A 14,558-nucleotide genomic window follows, 5' to 3' on the forward strand; every position below is an offset into this window, starting at 1 on the left:
CTCCTTCGGTCAGGGGGTCGAAGCGGGGGCGGATTCGGCCGCCTGCGCGGGCGAGGGGGCGCCGTCGAGTGCGGCGATCTCCCAGCGGCCGGCGCGGGCCTTGAGGGTGAGGGCGTAGGAGAGCGGGACACGGACCTTGTCGTGGCCGGTCGCGCGGACCGTGACGACCAGTCGGGTACGGGTGCCGTCCGCAGGGACGGTGGTGACCGGCTCGGCGCCCTGGTCGCCTTCGATCTGCAGCTGGTCGACGGCGACGGCGGTGTACGGGGCGGGCGTGATCGCGGTGAGCTTGGTGCCGGGGGCGAGGTAGCGGTCCAGCGCTCCGGAGCCCGTCAGGTAGGCGCCGAGGAACTGGGTCACCGCCTGGGTGCGCGGGTCGGAGCTCGAGGCCGGCTGTGCCGGTCCGTAGATCAGATCCGGGCTCTTGATGCGGGCGGGCGCAGCGACTTCGGCTGGCATCGACAAGGCGGTGTAGCCGGTGGCACCTCCCCCGGCCGGGCCGACGGCGACGGGCACCTGGAAGTAGTGGAGGTTGTCCGCAGCCGCTTGGGCGGCGGACGGCTGTGCGTCGTCGGTGGACGACGTCGCCGTGGCGGCTGGCTTCGTGTCGGACACGATGTGGGCCGCGATGGTCACCGACCACACATCGGGGTCGGTCTGCCGCAGGCGGACGACGGTGAGGTCTTCGCCGTGACGCCGGCCGGGATCGCCCTCGAGCTGGAGGTCGCCTGCGGGCGGGTAGTACGCGGCCAGCTTGTCCTGGTCGCCCTCCCCTGCGCGCAGGTACTGCGCGACGAACAGGCTGGCGAAGCCGGCCGCGCCCTGGGAGCCGGTGCCTGTGGGGGCGGTTGCCGTCACCGTCGGCTGCGCAGCGGGCGTCGTCGAGGCCCGCGCGAAGGCGGCGGCACCGAGGACCGGGCCGATGACGAGCAGGCCCCAGGCCGCCCAGCGCAGCAGGGCGCTGGTGTTGGCGCGGGCGCCGGTCGACCAGCCGCCGATGTCGGTGCTGCCAGCGTCGTCGGTGGCCGGCTCGTCGACATCCCACTCCTCTTCCACGACGGGAGGCTCGGACGGCGCGCCTTTGGCGGGACGGCGGGTCAGTGCGCGCTTCATGCTGCGCCTCCCGTCGGCAGCAGGCTGTGGCCGGCCAGTTCGGCGACCCGGGCGCGCAGTTCGGCTTCGGGGCGCCGGCGCAGCACCTCCAGCGAGGCGAGGACCTTCTCGGCGTCGTCGGTCAGGAAGCTGAGGAGTTGGTCGTGGGTGGCGGTGTCGAACGGGCGGTGGACCAGGGCGGCGCCCAGGCCGATCAGCAGCCGCTGGGCGCGGGTGACGCGCTCTTCGTCCTCGTCCAGCCGGGTCCTCGTACGGGTGGGCATGCGGGTCTCCGTCTCAGTCGGAATCAGGTGGGCGGTCTTCAGGCGGCGGGGCGCAGGCAGGACTTGAGCCGCTCGACGGCGCGGCTGCGTCGGCGCCTCCAGGCGGCGGCGGTGGTGCCGGCGTGGTGCGCGGCCTGCGCGTCGGGGATCGGGCTGGTGGTGTAGTGCCAGGCGATGGCCTGTCCGTCGGCGGGGCTGATCGAGCCGTGCTCCATCGCCTCCAGCACGAGTTCGAGGAGTTCCAGGCGGGCGCTGCTGGCCTCCGCCTCGCCGACGCTCGCGTCGGTGGTGAGGCCGGCCGCGTGCGCGGCCTGATGGACGGCGGCGGCGTGGGCGCGTGCGTCCGGTCCCGGGGTGAGGTCGGCGAGGTGTTCGGCGGCGGCGAGGTCCTCGCGGTCGGGCTCGCGGTCGGCGGCGAGTTCGCGGCAGACCCGGCTGAGCGTGTCCAGGGCGAGGTTCGCGGCGGGCCGGCCGGGCCGGATGTGGATGCGGCCGGAGCATGCGACCTCAAACAGGGCGGCGATCACGATGTGACCGACGTCGTCCCAGGTGCGTCCGCCGGTCCCTCGCACCTGTCCCCGCGTCATACGCACCGCGGCCGGGAGCATGGCCTGGACGATGATCCGCGCGGCGAGCGTGGCCGATCGGTCATGACCGGTTGCACGGACCAGGAGGCTGCGCAGCACCGCATCGGTCAGGGCGTCGGACAGCACCCCGCGGCCGGGGCGCAGGGCGGCCAGGAGTTGCTCGGGGCCCAGGGTGCGCACCCAGGAATCGGTCACGGCGGCGACGTCGTCGGCGAGGCGATCGGTCATCAGCCAGTCGGTCACCGCGGCCCGAACGGATGCGTCCTCGCACAGCTCCGCCCACTCCGCGTCCAGGCGGGCGAAGATCCCGCGGGCGGTCGGGATGGGGGTTGGCAGGTCGAGCACGGCACTGGCTCCTCTCGGATCTCGTGCCGTGAACTCTCCTCAGCCGGGCGTGCCCAAAGGCTTGCCCAAACCCTTGAAAGAGCAGGTGACAGGCTTGCCCATTTCCACAACTGCCGGGCATGCCCGGGATGGGCAAGCCGCCCTGCGGGGAGGGCAAGCCCGGGTGACCGGGCGGAGCAACCCGGGGCAAGCCGCTCCCGAACCCGGGCAAGCCGCGCGATCGGCGCCGCCTGGGGCCGGTCGAACTCACGGTGGTTGGGCGCGGTCGAGCGCCATCGAGGGGGACGACGGTGACCGATCCGCGGGTGGGTGGGCCGTGACCGATCCGGGTGGACAAGCCACTCTGGCCGAGTCGGAAAGAGGTGCCGGTGACCGCAGGATCGGTCACGGCGGCGCATGACCGATCCACGCCGATCGGTCATGACCGATGACCGGTCGACGCGCTATCGGTCATCGGTCACGACAGGCGGATCGGTCATGACCGATCCGCCTCAGCGCCCATCGGTCACGCCTTGGCGGCCAGTGAATCGGTCACGGCCGGGACACCGGAACGGCCACAGGAAGCGGGGTCGCGCCGTGCCTTGGCCGAGCGGGTGGGCACACGTCTCGGGCCCGGACAACCTGGCCGGGCCCGAAGCCTGAGTGCGTTGTGGGCGCTCCTGCTGCCCCGTCGAGCGGGTCAGCTGTTGCGCACGGACCGCAGGTGCGCGCGGCCTCGCTCGCGCTGCTGCTCCTCCAGTCGCTGCTTGGCCTTGAGGACGTCGCGCTGCCCCGTCTTGGGAGACACCTCGTTGCGGCGGGCCGCTTCGGCCCCGGAGAACCTCTTGCCCGCGGCCTCCGCCTCGAGCAGCCATTGGACGACGCGGTCGATCCGCTGGTCCTCGGTCAGCTCCCCCACTGGCGTCTCGTCCACCTGCTGTTCGGGAACCCGCGCGGTGGCCTCGCCGGTGTCCGTCACCGTCGCCTCCCACGTGGTCGCATCCCCGTCCGTCCGGCCCGTGACCGAACCGGTCGTGAAATCGAGGGCGGTCTGCCGCGGAAGCCGGCCGCCGACAGCAAGGCCGTCGGCAGCCGATGCCGTGGGCACCGGCTCAGGCTGGGTAGCCCGCGGGGCGGCCGGCCCGACCGGTGAGCCGACCAGGGAAGCGCCGCCGGTGACCGATACGGCGTGACCGATCTGATCGGTCACGCGCGCCTGTGCGGGATCCGTGACCGATGGATCGGTCATCTCGTCCCTCGGGAATTCGGTCACCGCCGGATCGGCAACCCACTCCCCCGGGTTCTCGGCTCGGCGCCGCAGCTCCTTCACCACCGGCACCAGATCCTTCTCGGGGATCGGCTGTCCGTAGTCGGTGATGCCGTAGCTGTCGGCGAGGAAGAGCGCGAACTGGTGGGCGTTGGGGAAGTCGCCGTAGCGGTTGAGGAACTCCGCGTACGCCGTGGGGAAGCTGGAGTGCGAGTCTGCGGTCAGCCCCGCGGGTGCCTCCTCGGCCGGCACTTCGGCGACCGTCTCCGGTGCCAAAGCGGCCTCCCCTGCGGTCGGCGTTGCCACCGCGGCCTGGCTCTCGTGCCGGTGGCCTGAGACCGTCTCGGCGAACTCACCGACCTCCAGGGCCCGCTGATGCTCGGCACTGGCGGGAGCCAGTGGCGCCGGGCCGGCGACAGGCGACGGGCCGGAGATGAGGGGCATGGGCTCATCGATGCCGGCGGCCGCCAGCCCGGCAGGTGCGGTCTGGGCAAGCGGCACTCCGTAGCGGGCAAGCCGCAGCGGCATCAGCGACTCCACCGGAGCCTTCCGGCGCCACGCACGCCCGAACCGCGAGCGCAGCCGCGCCTGATAGACCAGGCGCTCCTGCTCGAGCTTGATGACCTGCTCGTAGGAACGCAGCTCCCACAGCTTCATCCGGCGCCACAGCAGGAAGGTCGGGATCGGGGAGAGCAGCCAGCGGGTGAGGCGGACGCCTTCCATGTGTTTGTCGGCCGTGATGTCGGCGATCCGGCCGATCGCGTGCCGGGCCGCCTCGACCGCGACGACGAAGAGGACCGGGATCACCGCGTGCATGCCCACGCCCAGCGGGTCCGGCCAGGCCGCCGCGCCGTTGAAGGCGATCGTCGCCGCGGTGAGTAGCCAGGCCGTCTGCCGCAGCAGCGGGAAGGGGATCCTGATCCAGGTGAGGAGAAGGTCCAGGGCGAGCAAGACGCAGATGCCCGCGTCGATGCCGATCGGGAAGACATAGGCGAAGTTCCCGAAGCCCTTTTTGATGGCCAACTCGCGGACGGCTGCGTACGAGCCTGCGAAGCCGATCCCGGCGATGACGACCGCGCCGGTCACGACCACGCCGATGAGAACCCGGTGCATCCGAGTCAGCTGCAGTGGCGCGGCCACGTCGTGCTGCCCTCCCTCAAGAACATCCCGTCCGAACGGGCTTCACACTCTCACGCGTTGCATGACGAAGCAGCAGTTCGGCGGAGCACGGAGTCCGATCGTCAACGAATAGTGATCATCTGACCGATTCGTGTCCGGTAGCTGTGGCCCACTTCACGGGATTGATCTTGCTCGGGGTTGGGGGCGTCAACCTCTGAAAGCAGGCGCGTCGTTGACCGGCGCCGCGACCGAGTGGACTCCCCAATTGGGGAGTCGAGCCGATGGCCCAGAGATTCCAAGGGGTGCGGTGTGCCAGGATGCCGATTGCCGGAGCTCAGCCGAGCGCGCGGCAGGTACGTACGAGGAGGCCGCTTCCGGTGCTAAGTGATGCGGTAGACATCATCGAACCGCACGAGAACGCCGTCATGATCGGCACGGGCAAAGGCGGTGTCGGCAAGAGCACCATCGCTGCTCAAAAAGCCGCCTGGCACGCGGCCCAGGGCGAGCGCACCCTCCTCATCTGCGTCACCAGTCAGGACGACGACGACCTGGGCATCGAGCGGTTCGACAGGGGACTGCGTCCCGACGGCCCGTCGGTACTCAACGGCGAGGGTCTGTTGCGGGCGATCCAGGACCGCACGGCCCTGCTCCCGGTCCGCGAGGTGCGCCCCAACCTCGACGTGGTGCCGGGCGGCGAAGCCGTCGGTGAACTGCTGACCCTGCTGACCGCGCGGATGCCGATGGAAGGCGTCTTTGTCGTTGCCTCCTTGGCTCGCGCACTCGCTCCGATCGCACCGTGGTACGACCGGATCATCCTGGACAGCGCGCCCGAGCAAGACGCCCTGGAACAGCTTGCCCTCGCCGCCGCCCGGTGGCTGTTCGTGCCCACCCGATCCGACGACACGTCGATACGCGGGATGCGGCGCATCGCCCGCAACTACAAGCTGGTACGCAGCCAGGTGAACCCGCAGCTCCAGGTCGCCGGGGCCTGCCTGTACGGGTCGAACCCAAGCGCCACGCAGCTGCATGAGGAAGTGCGTCAGGACGTGATGAAGATCCTCGGCGCGAACACCCCGATGCTGTCGACCGTTGTCGGATACCGAGAGATGCCGGCCGTCAATGCACGGAAGAAGGGCCTGACGTTCGCCGAGTACGCGGCCCTGCTTCCCTCAAGTGCCAAGAGCTACGACGTAGCGGCGGGCCGCGCCCAGCGCGCGGACGTCGTGCCTGAATCCATCAAGCCCCTCGCGGAGGAGATGGATCGGCTCAACCAGGAAATCGACGCACACTGCAGGAAGGCTGCTTGATGTCCGGCGCGTTCGACGACGATCCCACCGACACCGCTGTACGGCCGAAGGGCCTGCTGGGCAGTGGGCTGCCCGGCGTGCTGCAGGAAGCCAATGTCGTGGTGAAGGCCCCCGTCGGCACGACCCTCGAATCCATCCCGGCGCCGCGACCGCCCGCCAGCGAGGGCGAGCTCACGCCCGACGAGGAGAAGACGTTCCAGGCCTGCCGCGCCGGCATGGACAACCTCCACAAGGCGTTCTGGATCGCGGGCAAGAGCCTCGAGACCATGGCGACCGGCAATCTGCACCGCAACTCCGGTCATCCGAACTTTGCCGACTTCGTCTGGGTGAGCTGGGAGATCTCCGAGTCCCAGGTGTACCGCCTGATGGACGAGTGGCGTATCGGCGAGGCGCTGTCGCAGATGGGCTGGCACCCGCGCGAGTCCCAGGTCCGGCAGCTGGTGGACATCAAGAACGCCGCCGGCGACAGGGCGGCCGTCGCGGTGTATGACGCCGTGGCCCGCACGGGCAAGCGCGTGACGGCGAATCTGCTGGCCGAGGTCACCCGTCGGCTGCCTCCCCTCACCAGTGAGGCGACCCCGGGTGAGATCGGGCAGATGGTGCGCGGTGTCCTGGCACCCCCGCCCGCGCCGGAGCCCCTGGCAGGCGCCGCGGAGTCCGAGGACGCTGGCGAGGCGAAGGCGGCCGGCGAAGGCGTGAACGGCTCCGAGGGATCCGTCCACAACATCACGACGATCGGCGGCCAGCCGGACTCCCCAATTGGGGAGTCCGGCCCACAGGCCAGTAATCCCAAGGGGTCTGCCGGGAACTCGGCTGATCTGGACCGGCTGAACGAGACGCTGGCACTTCTGCGTGAGGCAGAGCGGGGCATCAGCAAGCCGGCCGTGCGGCGAGCCCTCGAAGAGAGCCCAGCGGCCGCAGCCACAGCACTGTCCGAGATAGAGAACCTCCTCAACAAGATCGGGCGGGCAGTCGCGGTGCGCCGGCCGGACTAGATGCCGAACGTACGAAGAGGGCGGGGTCACGCGCTGACCCCGCCCTCTTCGCGATCTCTTCCGGGCACGAAGAGGCGCGCCGGCAGCAACTCCTTCCCGCGGCGGCCCGGATCCGCTTCCTCGCTCTACCGGCCGGCCGTGCGTTTGGGGGCGGAGGGCAACGGAGGCAGGAAGGCGTCGAGGAGCTCGTTGAGGAAGTCGCTGCGGTTGGGGAAGCCGTGGTGGCTGCTGTAGGCGTCGTACACGGCGAGTTCGCGGCCCGAGGGCCGGAACGACTGCTGGGTGCGGCTCTTGGTGCGACCGCGCTCGACCCGGCGGGTGGGGACATCCCCGAACAGGCCGTCTGGGTCGTCGTCCTCCTCGGTGAGGGTGTGCTGCTGGTGCCGGACGGTTTCCCGGAGTTGGTGAAAGAGGCTGTGACGCTTGGCGTGCAGAAAGGCCCTGCGCACCACGATGGCGTTGGTGGGCTCGTGGCCGGTCGCCAGCCTCTGGGCGGTCTGGTAGTGCTCGAACCGTCGGCGGACCTCCAGGTCGACCATGATCAGGCATGGGAGCGGGTCCTGGGAGTCAGCTCTGGAAGGCGCCGTGGGTGCGAAGTGGGCCTGCGCAGGAGCCGGCAGGGTGGCGTAGGCGTGGGGTGCTGCGTGCGGCACAGACGAGGGACCAGCTGAGCTGTTCACAGTGGTCGGGGTTGCCACGGGGTCGGCTGCCCTGCCTCCGCTCGGCGCGTGCGGCTCGGTCGCCGGCGCGGGACGGCGGGTTCGGGCAGTCGGGGCGAAGGCTGCCGCTGCGGTCGGCGGAAGCGCGAAGCCGTCGAGACTGCCATCGTCTTCAGGCAGGCCACCGCTCCTGATGGTGTCGCTCGCTGTCTCACTCATGCCGCATTCCCTTCGCGCCGTCTGGTGTCGAGATCTGCTTTGGCCTGCAGGACCTCCATCGCGAGCGACTTGTAGTCACCCGCCAAGGCCTTGATGGAGCGGAGGACGGCAGGCTCCAGGTCCTGGGCGCTGACGAGCTCTTGCGGCACCTTGCCGCGGGATCTGCAGGTGACGGCGGCGGACTCGACGCACCTGATGGTCTGCTCGAATACCGGCGCGTTGCCCTTGAGGTCGGCGGTCAGCTGGTTGCGGATGTTGGACTGCACCCTGGTGGCGCTGGAGTTGGTCCCGAAGACGACGACGCCGAGGAGCCGCAGCATGGGGTTGAGGGAGAGCGCCTGGGCGAAGCGGCGGCCCACCGTCCGGAGCCCCTTCCGCGACGAGGGATCACTGCGGGACGGGATGATGGTCATGTCCCCCGCGACGAGTGCCTGGAGCTGCAGCGGTTCACTCCCGGGCGCAACGTCCAGGATGATCACGTCGTAGAGATCGCGTACGGCATCGAGGGCGGCCGCATACATCCCCATCCAAGCGACTTGATCTTCAGGGTTGTCGGCATGCCGCGCGGCGCGGCGCTGGCAGTACAGCTCCTCGATGATGTCTTCGAGGGCGGGGCCGCCTGGGACCACGAAGAGGCCGGGGCGTGCTTCGCCGGTCGGGGTGAGGGGTTTGCCGTCGAGGATGGCTGCCGCTTGGGCCTGTCCTCCGTCGTCGAGGTCCGTGCCGTTGTAGCCGGTGTCCTCGCCGTTGTTGCCCTGCTCGTCCATCTCCATGAGCAGGACGCGGAGCCCGAGTTTGGCCAGGGCGACGGCCAGGGCAGCGGCCAGGCTCGACTTTCCCACGCCGCCCTTGCCGTTGATGATGACGAAGATCTTCGACGCGAGGAGGTCCTCCGCCATCAGCTGCATTCTGCGCTGCAGAGCGGCTTTGACTCTGCGGAGATCGACGAGGCCGAGCGGATTGAAGGGCAGGCTCACATCATTCACCTCTCATCACATAACGGCTGAAATGTGATGATCGACGTTATGGAGAGGCACTCGCCTGTCCGGCACGACACGCACGCTGGTCTCGAACTCCGCGAGCACGTTCCCCCAATCGGGCTCGGCGACAGCCGCGATGCGTCTCGGGACCGCGGGCAACCCGTCTAGCGCGCCATATAGGACGGCTCATAGCGGCACTGCGGAGACCGCTGCGTGCCCATCGCATAACACGCAGCACCCTCGGCGTGGAGCTGACCCCAGAGCCGGGGCGCGCCATGCGACTCCCCAATTGGGGAGTCGCGCCCACAGCCCAGTGTTTTCAAGGGACATCGCGTTCAACGATCTTCGGCCTAGGGACGTGCAGCCGGGGCGGGGGCAGTTGCGCCATGGACTCCCCAATTGGGGAGTCGACCCGCCAGGCCTTGTGGCACAAGGGGAGCGGCCGTCTCATGCCTCCGGCTCAGAACCGTCATAGCCCCAAGGCGAGGCTACGGGGGGCCACTGAACAACGGCCCTGACCAGCGTTCCGCTCCCGGGCGGCAGCACAAGAGGATTGATGGGTCACCCGCCTTCCTGCGTGAGCAGGGGCGTCGGATCACCCGCTCCGGCCGGATGCACCTCCAGGCCGCCGTCGGCATTCAGCACCGGACGACGGCCCGGATAGGTACGCCGCGCCGTCTCGAGGTCACGCTCGTCGAAGTCGCCGACGAAGACGAGCACGCCGTGAAGGAGTTCCACCTTCTGCGCGGCGGTGGGCCACCGGCTGAGCAACGCTTGTGCGGTCATGGGAGCCGCCGCCGGCGGCAGGTCCGGTCCAGGCATGAGCCTTCTTCCCCGGTCGGTGAGCGAACGTGCCGCTATCGCAGCTTTTCCGCTTGATGGTGCTGGACAGCGCCCGGTGGAAAAGCTCGGGCCGTCCAGCGCTGCGATGCTCCCACCTGGCGCAGCGTCTCGATCTGCCGGTCGTAGTCGCGTCCTTCGGGGCTGGCGTGGACGCGGAGATAGATGCGGTCGTTTTCATCGTGGCTGTCGAAGTAGAAGGCGCAGGTGTGGCCCCACTGGTAGGGGGCGTCCGGCTCGGCGCAATGGCAGAACCGGTGGGCCACGTGCACGGGCAGGCCCCATCGCGGGTGGCACAGCCGCTGCAGGAGCTGGTCGTGCCACGGAGCCCGAGGGTGGGCGGTGCGGGCGTCGATCTTCCAGCTGTCGCCGTCGTCCCAGCACTGGACACGGTAGAACGCGGTGACTGTGTGGAAGAGCGCGATACGTCGGAGCAGAGCGCTGCCCACCGCGGCCCGCCTGGCTCGCGAGCGTTCGAGACTGGGATAGGCATTGAGGTAACCGGATTCCACGGGATCGAGGTGCGGCGTCGTCCACAGCGGTCGCATCCCGTTGTCCTCGCACCAGTGCCGGTGCTGGCGTTCGATGTCGGCCCAGCCCTCCGCCAGCCCACGAGGCAGAACGAGCACGAGCGCTGCCGCTTGCCCCGGGTCTTTCGCCATGTGCAGGTGCAGCTGCCGGCCGCCGGCCTCGATGCCGCTCACCCGCAGGCCAGGGATCCCGGGCACATCATCCCCGCTGCCCGGTGAAGGAGCCGCAGGCAGCAGACGACCCAGACAGTGCTCAGGGAACGAGTACCGCTCCTGCCCCATGTAGGGGTCGAGGTCCAGGGTGAGGGACGTGGTGGCGCTGGTCAGGGAGGCGATACCGAAGGGGTGCGCGCACAGACTCGGGGAGGTGCCCAGCTGCTCAAGGACGCGGCTCTCCAGCCGCGCCTGCGCCGGCGAGGCCGCGGGCGCCGGGTGGCTGGTTCGAAGGCCGGTGCGTCGGGACTGCCCACTGCACTCGGCCCAGTAGCGCAGCTTGCGGGACTCCCACGAGGAGCGGTCGCTCACGACAGTGCCTTCCTGACGCGCCTCGGCCCGATCCCGGCACGTCGGCGAACACTGACGAGCTGCTGGGGGTGATCACGGTGGTGCAGGCCGGTGCAATGCCACGCTCCTTGCGTCCCGGTACGCCGGATCGGGCGGCGTCGGAACGTGGCCTGCCTCGGGCCAGTTCCGACCAGCATCCAGCACAACCACGGCCAGGGACGGCCGACACCGTCACCGGTTCACTCGGACGGGTCCCGTTGGTCAAGCCCGGAGGGGAGAGGCGAGCAGGAGCACGCGTTCAGTCAGCTGCCCGGTGAGCACGGCATACCGCGTTCAACAGGCCCGACACGCGCACGGACACCGCGGCTTTCCCCCGCTTGGCCCACCGCGCACGTCCCGGCTGTCTCGTTGAGCAGCCCGACGGGCCCGGCGCGGGCCTGGGACAGGGAGTGGTGACGTGGCGGTCAGCCGTACGCGGAAAAAGAAGAAGAACCAGAACCGGACCACCCCGGTATGGGAGGGCCACACCGTCTACGGCCTGGGCAAGGAAGCCGCTGCCGCTGGAGGGCCGTCACGCACCAATGCAGCAGCGGGACATCAGGCAGCCGAAGCCGATCGGCGGTGGTTCGAGCGGAACGCCGGTGCTTCGTTCCGCGTACGTGAAGCTCTGCCCGGCGAGCACGACCACCGCGCGTTCGGCTCCGAGCCCCTCGCCCCGAACCAGAAGATCGCCGTGGTCGTGGTGCAGGCCGCCCCCGGGCGCCGCACCCGCATCCCGTACAAGGTCGTCACCACCCCGACGGCCGGTGCGGCGATCTCCGCTCAGCAACTCGAGGAAATCCGGGCGGAGTGGGAGAGCGGCCCCCAGACAGCCCCCCTGACCAACATGGACGGCCGGGTTGTCGACGGGCTCGACCTGATGCGCGCCCTCACGTCACGGCGTTGACACCTCGCGTCGCAACAGCTTCCTCTCGGTCATTGCGGGTGCCGAGTCGGGCAGGTCGGGACAACGGCGGCCCGCACCCTCGCGTGGGGATGGGGGCCGCCGGCGCCGGTACAGGCCGCTTGCTCAGGGCAGCCACCAGCGGCGACCGTGGATGATGCGCTCCGCTTCCGTGATGTGCTCGCGGATCCAGTCGCCGGGGGCGTCGGTGCCGTTCTTCGCGGCCTGGCCTTCGAGATAGGTGATGATGCCGAGCATTCCGCGGGCGAGTTCGCCGAGGACGTGTTGCATCGCGTCCTGGTCGGTTGCGAAGTCGTCGGGTTCGAGGGACATAGGTGTCCTTCCTTCCTAGATGGAGTGGGGTGTGACCACCGTGTTGGTCATCGGGGGACGGTCTTGCCGTTGTTGCCCCGACTGCGGCCGTGCATCTTGTCGAGGAGGTCACCAAGAACGGACAGGGATTCGGGGTCGGCGTTGGCGATCTGGTCGGTGACCGTGAGGGCCTGGAGGACGGGAGCGAGTTGCTGCGTCAGGGCGAGGGCGTCGGGAAGATCTGCGGCATAGAAGGTCTGTCCGTACATGGGGCCGTCGAGGTCGAAAACGAAGCGTGGTTCGGGGTGAGGGTGGAAGCGTGCGTACACCTCGAAGGCAAGGGGAGTGTGGTAGACCTTGCCGGAGCCGAACCAGAGTTCGTATCCGGCCGCCTTCCGGCTGTCCTCGTAGCTGCCGTGGTTCTCGGGGATGGGGTCATGGTTGAGGCGGGTCCAGCTACCACCGGAGTACATCCAGGGGGCGGGGCGCTTCTGCTCGTCGTCGGGCATGCAGGTTCCCTTCGCGGGAGTTGAGTGCTCATCGGCCGGTCTAGGCCTGCCGTTGGGGAGGCGGCGGACAGTGGTACGAGACCGCGGTTCCGGCGCCAGGCTCCAACTCCATGATCTACTACATGAGTTGGTGGCAATCCGCGTTCGCAGATCCGGCCTGCAGGTATCCGGCGCGCGGTGAGGACGCTTTGGCTGCGCAGCTCGGTCGTGAGGGCGGTGATGACTTCCGCTCTATCGGCGTGCTCGGCCTTGCTGGCCCGCAGTTGCAGCCGGTAGCACAGCAGCTTGGCTAGAGGCTGTGGACGGCCGCTGGCTCGTATGACCGGTACGGGACCGCTGTGGGCGTGGGGGCCGTCATCCGGTGACGACCTCTGCTGCGGCCGCGTAGGCGAGCCGGGCGCCGTCGGTAGTCGCCGCAGGCCGTGCCGTCGTGCGCTCGATCTTCCGCAGTTCACGGACCACAGCCTCCACATAGGTCCCGAGGCTGACCATCTGCGTGGGAGTCGTGCAGCTGGTCAGCACAGCGGCGATCTGGTCCAGCCAGAATGGGACGTTCCCGTTGTCGTCCAGGCCGGTCCGGTGCTCGAGCAGGCTCTGCGCCACGGGCACGAGTAGCGCGTGACGCCGAGCAGCCGCTTCCTCCGCACGCCGCCGGGCCGCGGCCTGGGCAGCTGCCTGCCGCTCGGCCGTGACGACTGCTTCAGGTGTCCGCCGCACGGGCCGGTCGCCATGGGAAGCGGCGTTGAGGATGGCGGCCTGAAGGCGTTTGGCCTTGTTGTAGGCCGCGCTGGCGGTGTTCACGGCAAGCGCCGGCACCAGGTCCGCCCATTCCACGCCCGCAGCCCGGGCGTGCTCGACTGCTTTCGCCTGGTGCAGGTCGGCCTGTTCGCGGATGTACTCCCAGAGCCTCACCCGTGCGATCGCGGCCTGGCGCCGCGCCTTGTCGCTCTTCAGCGCGCCCGCGTTGGCTTCGAGGTGCAGAAGGGCCCCGAACAACTCCTCGTCGGCGGGCATCCGGCCGACTTCCTTGTCTTCGGCATCCTCGTGCAGCTGGCGCAACTCACCAATGACAGCTGCGGCATCGAGAGCGCCGATCCGGACGGGCTTCCTGAGCAGAGGTTTCGTCGGAGCAGCCGACTTCCGGGTGGGGCGTGCCATGACGACGAGTCTGCCCGCTGGGAGCGATTCACATTCTGTGAATCGCGGAATCCGCCGACTGTCAGTGCCAGCCTCTACGGTCCCGGCATGGATGTGGTGACACTGGACGACCTGCCTGAATCCCGCAGGGAGACGCTGCTCTGGAAGCGCGCCTGGTGGATGACGTACGAGGACGTTGAGGAATGGGTACGCGAACGCGCCCCTCACCCGTGCCTGCGCCGGAAGTTAGACACCTGGGACGCGCAGGCCGTTCGCGCGGTCCTCGGTGACGACCGCCGCTTCCACTTGGTCGGCTCCGCGGGCGTGCTGTGTGGTGGCGGCGTCTTCAAGCGGCCCACGCCGCTTGCGGGCGGCGAGGTCTGCGGTACTCGCGTTCGTCACAAGGCGAGCGTGACCTGGGTGTCCGATGGGACGCCACTGTGGGCGGGCACGACCCTGGGTCGGCAGCAGCACGAACGCGGCGAGATCTGGTTCGAGAGCGCCGAGGTCACGTGGCAGGTGATCCTCACAGACGTCGTTCGTGCTCCGTCTTTGACGCAGCGGGCCGAGAGGTGTCCGGGGTATCTGCGTGAGTGGCCAGCCCCATTGGGAACATCTGCGGTTGCCCGGGTCCGGGCTCGGCTCGTCGAGCAGCTGGGTGAGGCCTGTCATGCCTGCGGATCACTGCCCGGCGTTCACGTCGACCACGACCACGTCACGGGCCAGGTCCGCGGCCTGCTGTGTGCCGACTGCAACACGCGCGTCGACAGTTGCCCCCACCCCGACGGGTGCCCATACGCCTCCTACTTGGCGACGCCTCCAGCAGCCCGCCTGGAATTGACGTACCCCGGCTATCGCAAGGTGTGGGCCACCGAGCGAGCAAAGATCGAGTTTGTAGGCCTGGATCCCTATGCCCACCTGAGGTAAGGCGAGGACGCGAGCACGCCTTC

The 14,558-nt window shown here is 69.4% G+C and carries 16 protein-coding genes; 5 read left to right on the top strand and 11 right to left on the bottom strand.

All coding sequences use genetic code 11. From position 1 onward, the window contains the following. Window positions 1-9: 9 nt before the first annotated feature. The 4 genes from ABD355_RS43550 to ABD355_RS43565 form a co-directional block, all read right to left on the bottom strand. A complete protein-coding gene (locus ABD355_RS43550; protein ID WP_344406916.1) occupies window positions 10-1,113 on the bottom strand; it encodes a conjugal transfer protein in 1,104 nt (367 codons plus the stop codon). Next, on the bottom strand, window positions 1,110-1,376 hold the full coding sequence (locus ABD355_RS43555; protein WP_344406917.1) for a hypothetical protein: 267 nt from the start codon (window positions 1,374-1,376) through the stop codon (window positions 1,110-1,112). The genes ABD355_RS43550 and ABD355_RS43555 overlap by 4 nt, the downstream gene beginning before the upstream one ends. Window positions 1,377-1,414: 38 nt before the next feature. After that, window positions 1,415-2,308 carry a hypothetical protein gene (locus ABD355_RS43560; protein ID WP_344406918.1) on the bottom strand — a complete coding sequence of 298 codons (894 nt, stop codon included), beginning with the start codon at window positions 2,306-2,308 and terminating at the stop codon, window positions 1,415-1,417. 679 nt (window positions 2,309-2,987) lie between these two features. After that, window positions 2,988-4,667: a DUF2637 domain-containing protein gene (locus ABD355_RS43565; protein ID WP_344406978.1), complete on the bottom strand. Its 1,680-nt coding sequence runs from the start codon at window positions 4,665-4,667 to the stop codon at window positions 2,988-2,990. A gap of 383 nt (window positions 4,668-5,050) precedes the next feature. On the opposite strand from ABD355_RS43565, the gene ABD355_RS43570 reads away from it, so the two are divergent. Both ABD355_RS43570 and ABD355_RS43575 read left to right on the top strand, forming a co-directional pair. Then, window positions 5,051-5,980, top strand: coding sequence for a ParA family protein (locus ABD355_RS43570; RefSeq protein WP_344406919.1), 930 nt, complete (start codon window positions 5,051-5,053; stop codon window positions 5,978-5,980). Beyond that, complete coding sequence (locus ABD355_RS43575) at window positions 5,980-6,975, top strand: hypothetical protein (protein WP_344406921.1); 996 nt, start codon at window positions 5,980-5,982, stop codon at window positions 6,973-6,975. The genes ABD355_RS43570 and ABD355_RS43575 overlap by 1 nt, the downstream gene beginning before the upstream one ends. Window positions 6,976-7,100: 125 nt before the next feature. On the opposite strand, the gene ABD355_RS43580 is transcribed toward ABD355_RS43575, so the two are convergent. The 4 genes from ABD355_RS43580 to ABD355_RS43595 all read right to left on the bottom strand — a co-directional run bounded on the left by ABD355_RS43580 (window position 7,101) and on the right by ABD355_RS43595 (window position 10,728). Further along, window positions 7,101-7,514 carry a hypothetical protein gene (locus tag ABD355_RS43580; RefSeq protein WP_344406923.1) on the bottom strand — a complete coding sequence of 138 codons (414 nt, stop codon included), beginning with the start codon at window positions 7,512-7,514 and terminating at the stop codon, window positions 7,101-7,103. Window positions 7,515-7,849: 335 nt separating this feature from the next. After that, a complete protein-coding gene (locus ABD355_RS43585; RefSeq protein WP_344406925.1) occupies window positions 7,850-8,830 on the bottom strand; it encodes a ParA family protein in 981 nt (326 codons plus the stop codon). 564 nt (window positions 8,831-9,394) lie between these two features. Beyond that, on the bottom strand, window positions 9,395-9,655 hold the full coding sequence (locus ABD355_RS43590) for a hypothetical protein (protein WP_344406926.1): 261 nt from the start codon (window positions 9,653-9,655) through the stop codon (window positions 9,395-9,397). Window positions 9,656-9,690: 35 nt separating this feature from the next. After that, complete coding sequence (locus ABD355_RS43595; protein ID WP_344406927.1) at window positions 9,691-10,728, bottom strand: hypothetical protein; 1,038 nt, start codon at window positions 10,726-10,728, stop codon at window positions 9,691-9,693. 436 nt (window positions 10,729-11,164) lie between these two features. Between ABD355_RS43595 and ABD355_RS43600 the strand changes: the two genes are divergently transcribed. After that, window positions 11,165-11,653 (top strand): hypothetical protein, encoded by a 489-nt coding sequence (locus tag ABD355_RS43600; protein WP_344406928.1) that lies wholly within the window; start codon window positions 11,165-11,167, stop codon window positions 11,651-11,653. Between the two features lie 123 nt (window positions 11,654-11,776). Here ABD355_RS43600 and ABD355_RS43605 read toward each other — a convergent pair whose 3' ends face one another. Together ABD355_RS43605 and ABD355_RS43610 are read right to left on the bottom strand one after the other, a co-directional pair. Then, the gene (locus ABD355_RS43605; RefSeq protein WP_344406930.1) at window positions 11,777-11,983 is read right to left on the bottom strand and encodes a hypothetical protein; all 207 of its coding nucleotides are present in this window, start codon (window positions 11,981-11,983) and stop codon (window positions 11,777-11,779) included. Between the two features lie 47 nt (window positions 11,984-12,030). Then, a complete protein-coding gene (locus tag ABD355_RS43610) occupies window positions 12,031-12,471 on the bottom strand; it encodes a hypothetical protein (RefSeq protein ID WP_344406932.1) in 441 nt (146 codons plus the stop codon). Window positions 12,472-12,581: 110 nt separating this feature from the next. Between ABD355_RS43610 and ABD355_RS43615 the strand changes: the two genes are divergently transcribed. Next, window positions 12,582-12,764 carry a hypothetical protein gene (locus tag ABD355_RS43615; RefSeq protein ID WP_344406933.1) on the top strand — a complete coding sequence of 61 codons (183 nt, stop codon included), beginning with the start codon at window positions 12,582-12,584 and terminating at the stop codon, window positions 12,762-12,764. A gap of 61 nt (window positions 12,765-12,825) precedes the next feature. Here the strand turns inward: ABD355_RS43615 and ABD355_RS43620 are convergent, their stop codons facing one another. Then, the gene (locus tag ABD355_RS43620) at window positions 12,826-13,629 is read right to left on the bottom strand and encodes a hypothetical protein (protein WP_344406936.1); all 804 of its coding nucleotides are present in this window, start codon (window positions 13,627-13,629) and stop codon (window positions 12,826-12,828) included. A gap of 87 nt (window positions 13,630-13,716) precedes the next feature. On the opposite strand from ABD355_RS43620, the gene ABD355_RS43625 reads away from it, so the two are divergent. After that, a complete protein-coding gene (locus ABD355_RS43625) occupies window positions 13,717-14,535 on the top strand; it encodes an endonuclease domain-containing protein (RefSeq protein ID WP_344406937.1) in 819 nt (272 codons plus the stop codon). Window positions 14,536-14,558 lie beyond the last annotated feature (23 nt).

The organism is Streptomyces longisporus, from assembly GCF_039532765.1.
Lineage (GTDB): Bacteria > Actinomycetota > Actinomycetes > Streptomycetales > Streptomycetaceae > Streptomyces > Streptomyces longisporus.

What these genes read in the sequence shown, in the direction of transcription:
- ABD355_RS43575 (WP_344406921.1), top strand. Translation starts at nt 5,980, where the DNA reads ATGTCCGGCGCGTTCGACGACGATCCCACCGACACCGCTGTACGGCCG.
- ABD355_RS43605 (WP_344406930.1), bottom strand. Translation starts at nt 11,983, where the DNA reads ATGTCCCTCGAACCCGACGACTTCGCAACCGACCAGGACGCGATGCAA.
- ABD355_RS43550 (WP_344406916.1), bottom strand. Translation starts at nt 1,113, where the DNA reads ATGAAGCGCGCACTGACCCGCCGTCCCGCCAAAGGCGCGCCGTCCGAG.
- ABD355_RS43610 (WP_344406932.1), bottom strand. Translation starts at nt 12,471, where the DNA reads ATGCCCGACGACGAGCAGAAGCGCCCCGCCCCCTGGATGTACTCCGGT.
- ABD355_RS43565 (WP_344406978.1), bottom strand. Translation starts at nt 4,667, where the DNA reads ATGCACCGGGTTCTCATCGGCGTGGTCGTGACCGGCGCGGTCGTCATC.
- ABD355_RS43590 (WP_344406926.1), bottom strand. Translation starts at nt 9,655, where the DNA reads ATGCCTGGACCGGACCTGCCGCCGGCGGCGGCTCCCATGACCGCACAA.
- ABD355_RS43580 (WP_344406923.1), bottom strand. Translation starts at nt 7,514, where the DNA reads ATGGTCGACCTGGAGGTCCGCCGACGGTTCGAGCACTACCAGACCGCC.
- ABD355_RS43615 (WP_344406933.1), top strand. Translation starts at nt 12,582, where the DNA reads ATGATCTACTACATGAGTTGGTGGCAATCCGCGTTCGCAGATCCGGCC.
- ABD355_RS43620 (WP_344406936.1), bottom strand. Translation starts at nt 13,629, where the DNA reads ATGGCACGCCCCACCCGGAAGTCGGCTGCTCCGACGAAACCTCTGCTC.
- ABD355_RS43555 (WP_344406917.1), bottom strand. Translation starts at nt 1,376, where the DNA reads ATGCCCACCCGTACGAGGACCCGGCTGGACGAGGACGAAGAGCGCGTC.
- ABD355_RS43625 (WP_344406937.1), top strand. Translation starts at nt 13,717, where the DNA reads ATGGATGTGGTGACACTGGACGACCTGCCTGAATCCCGCAGGGAGACG.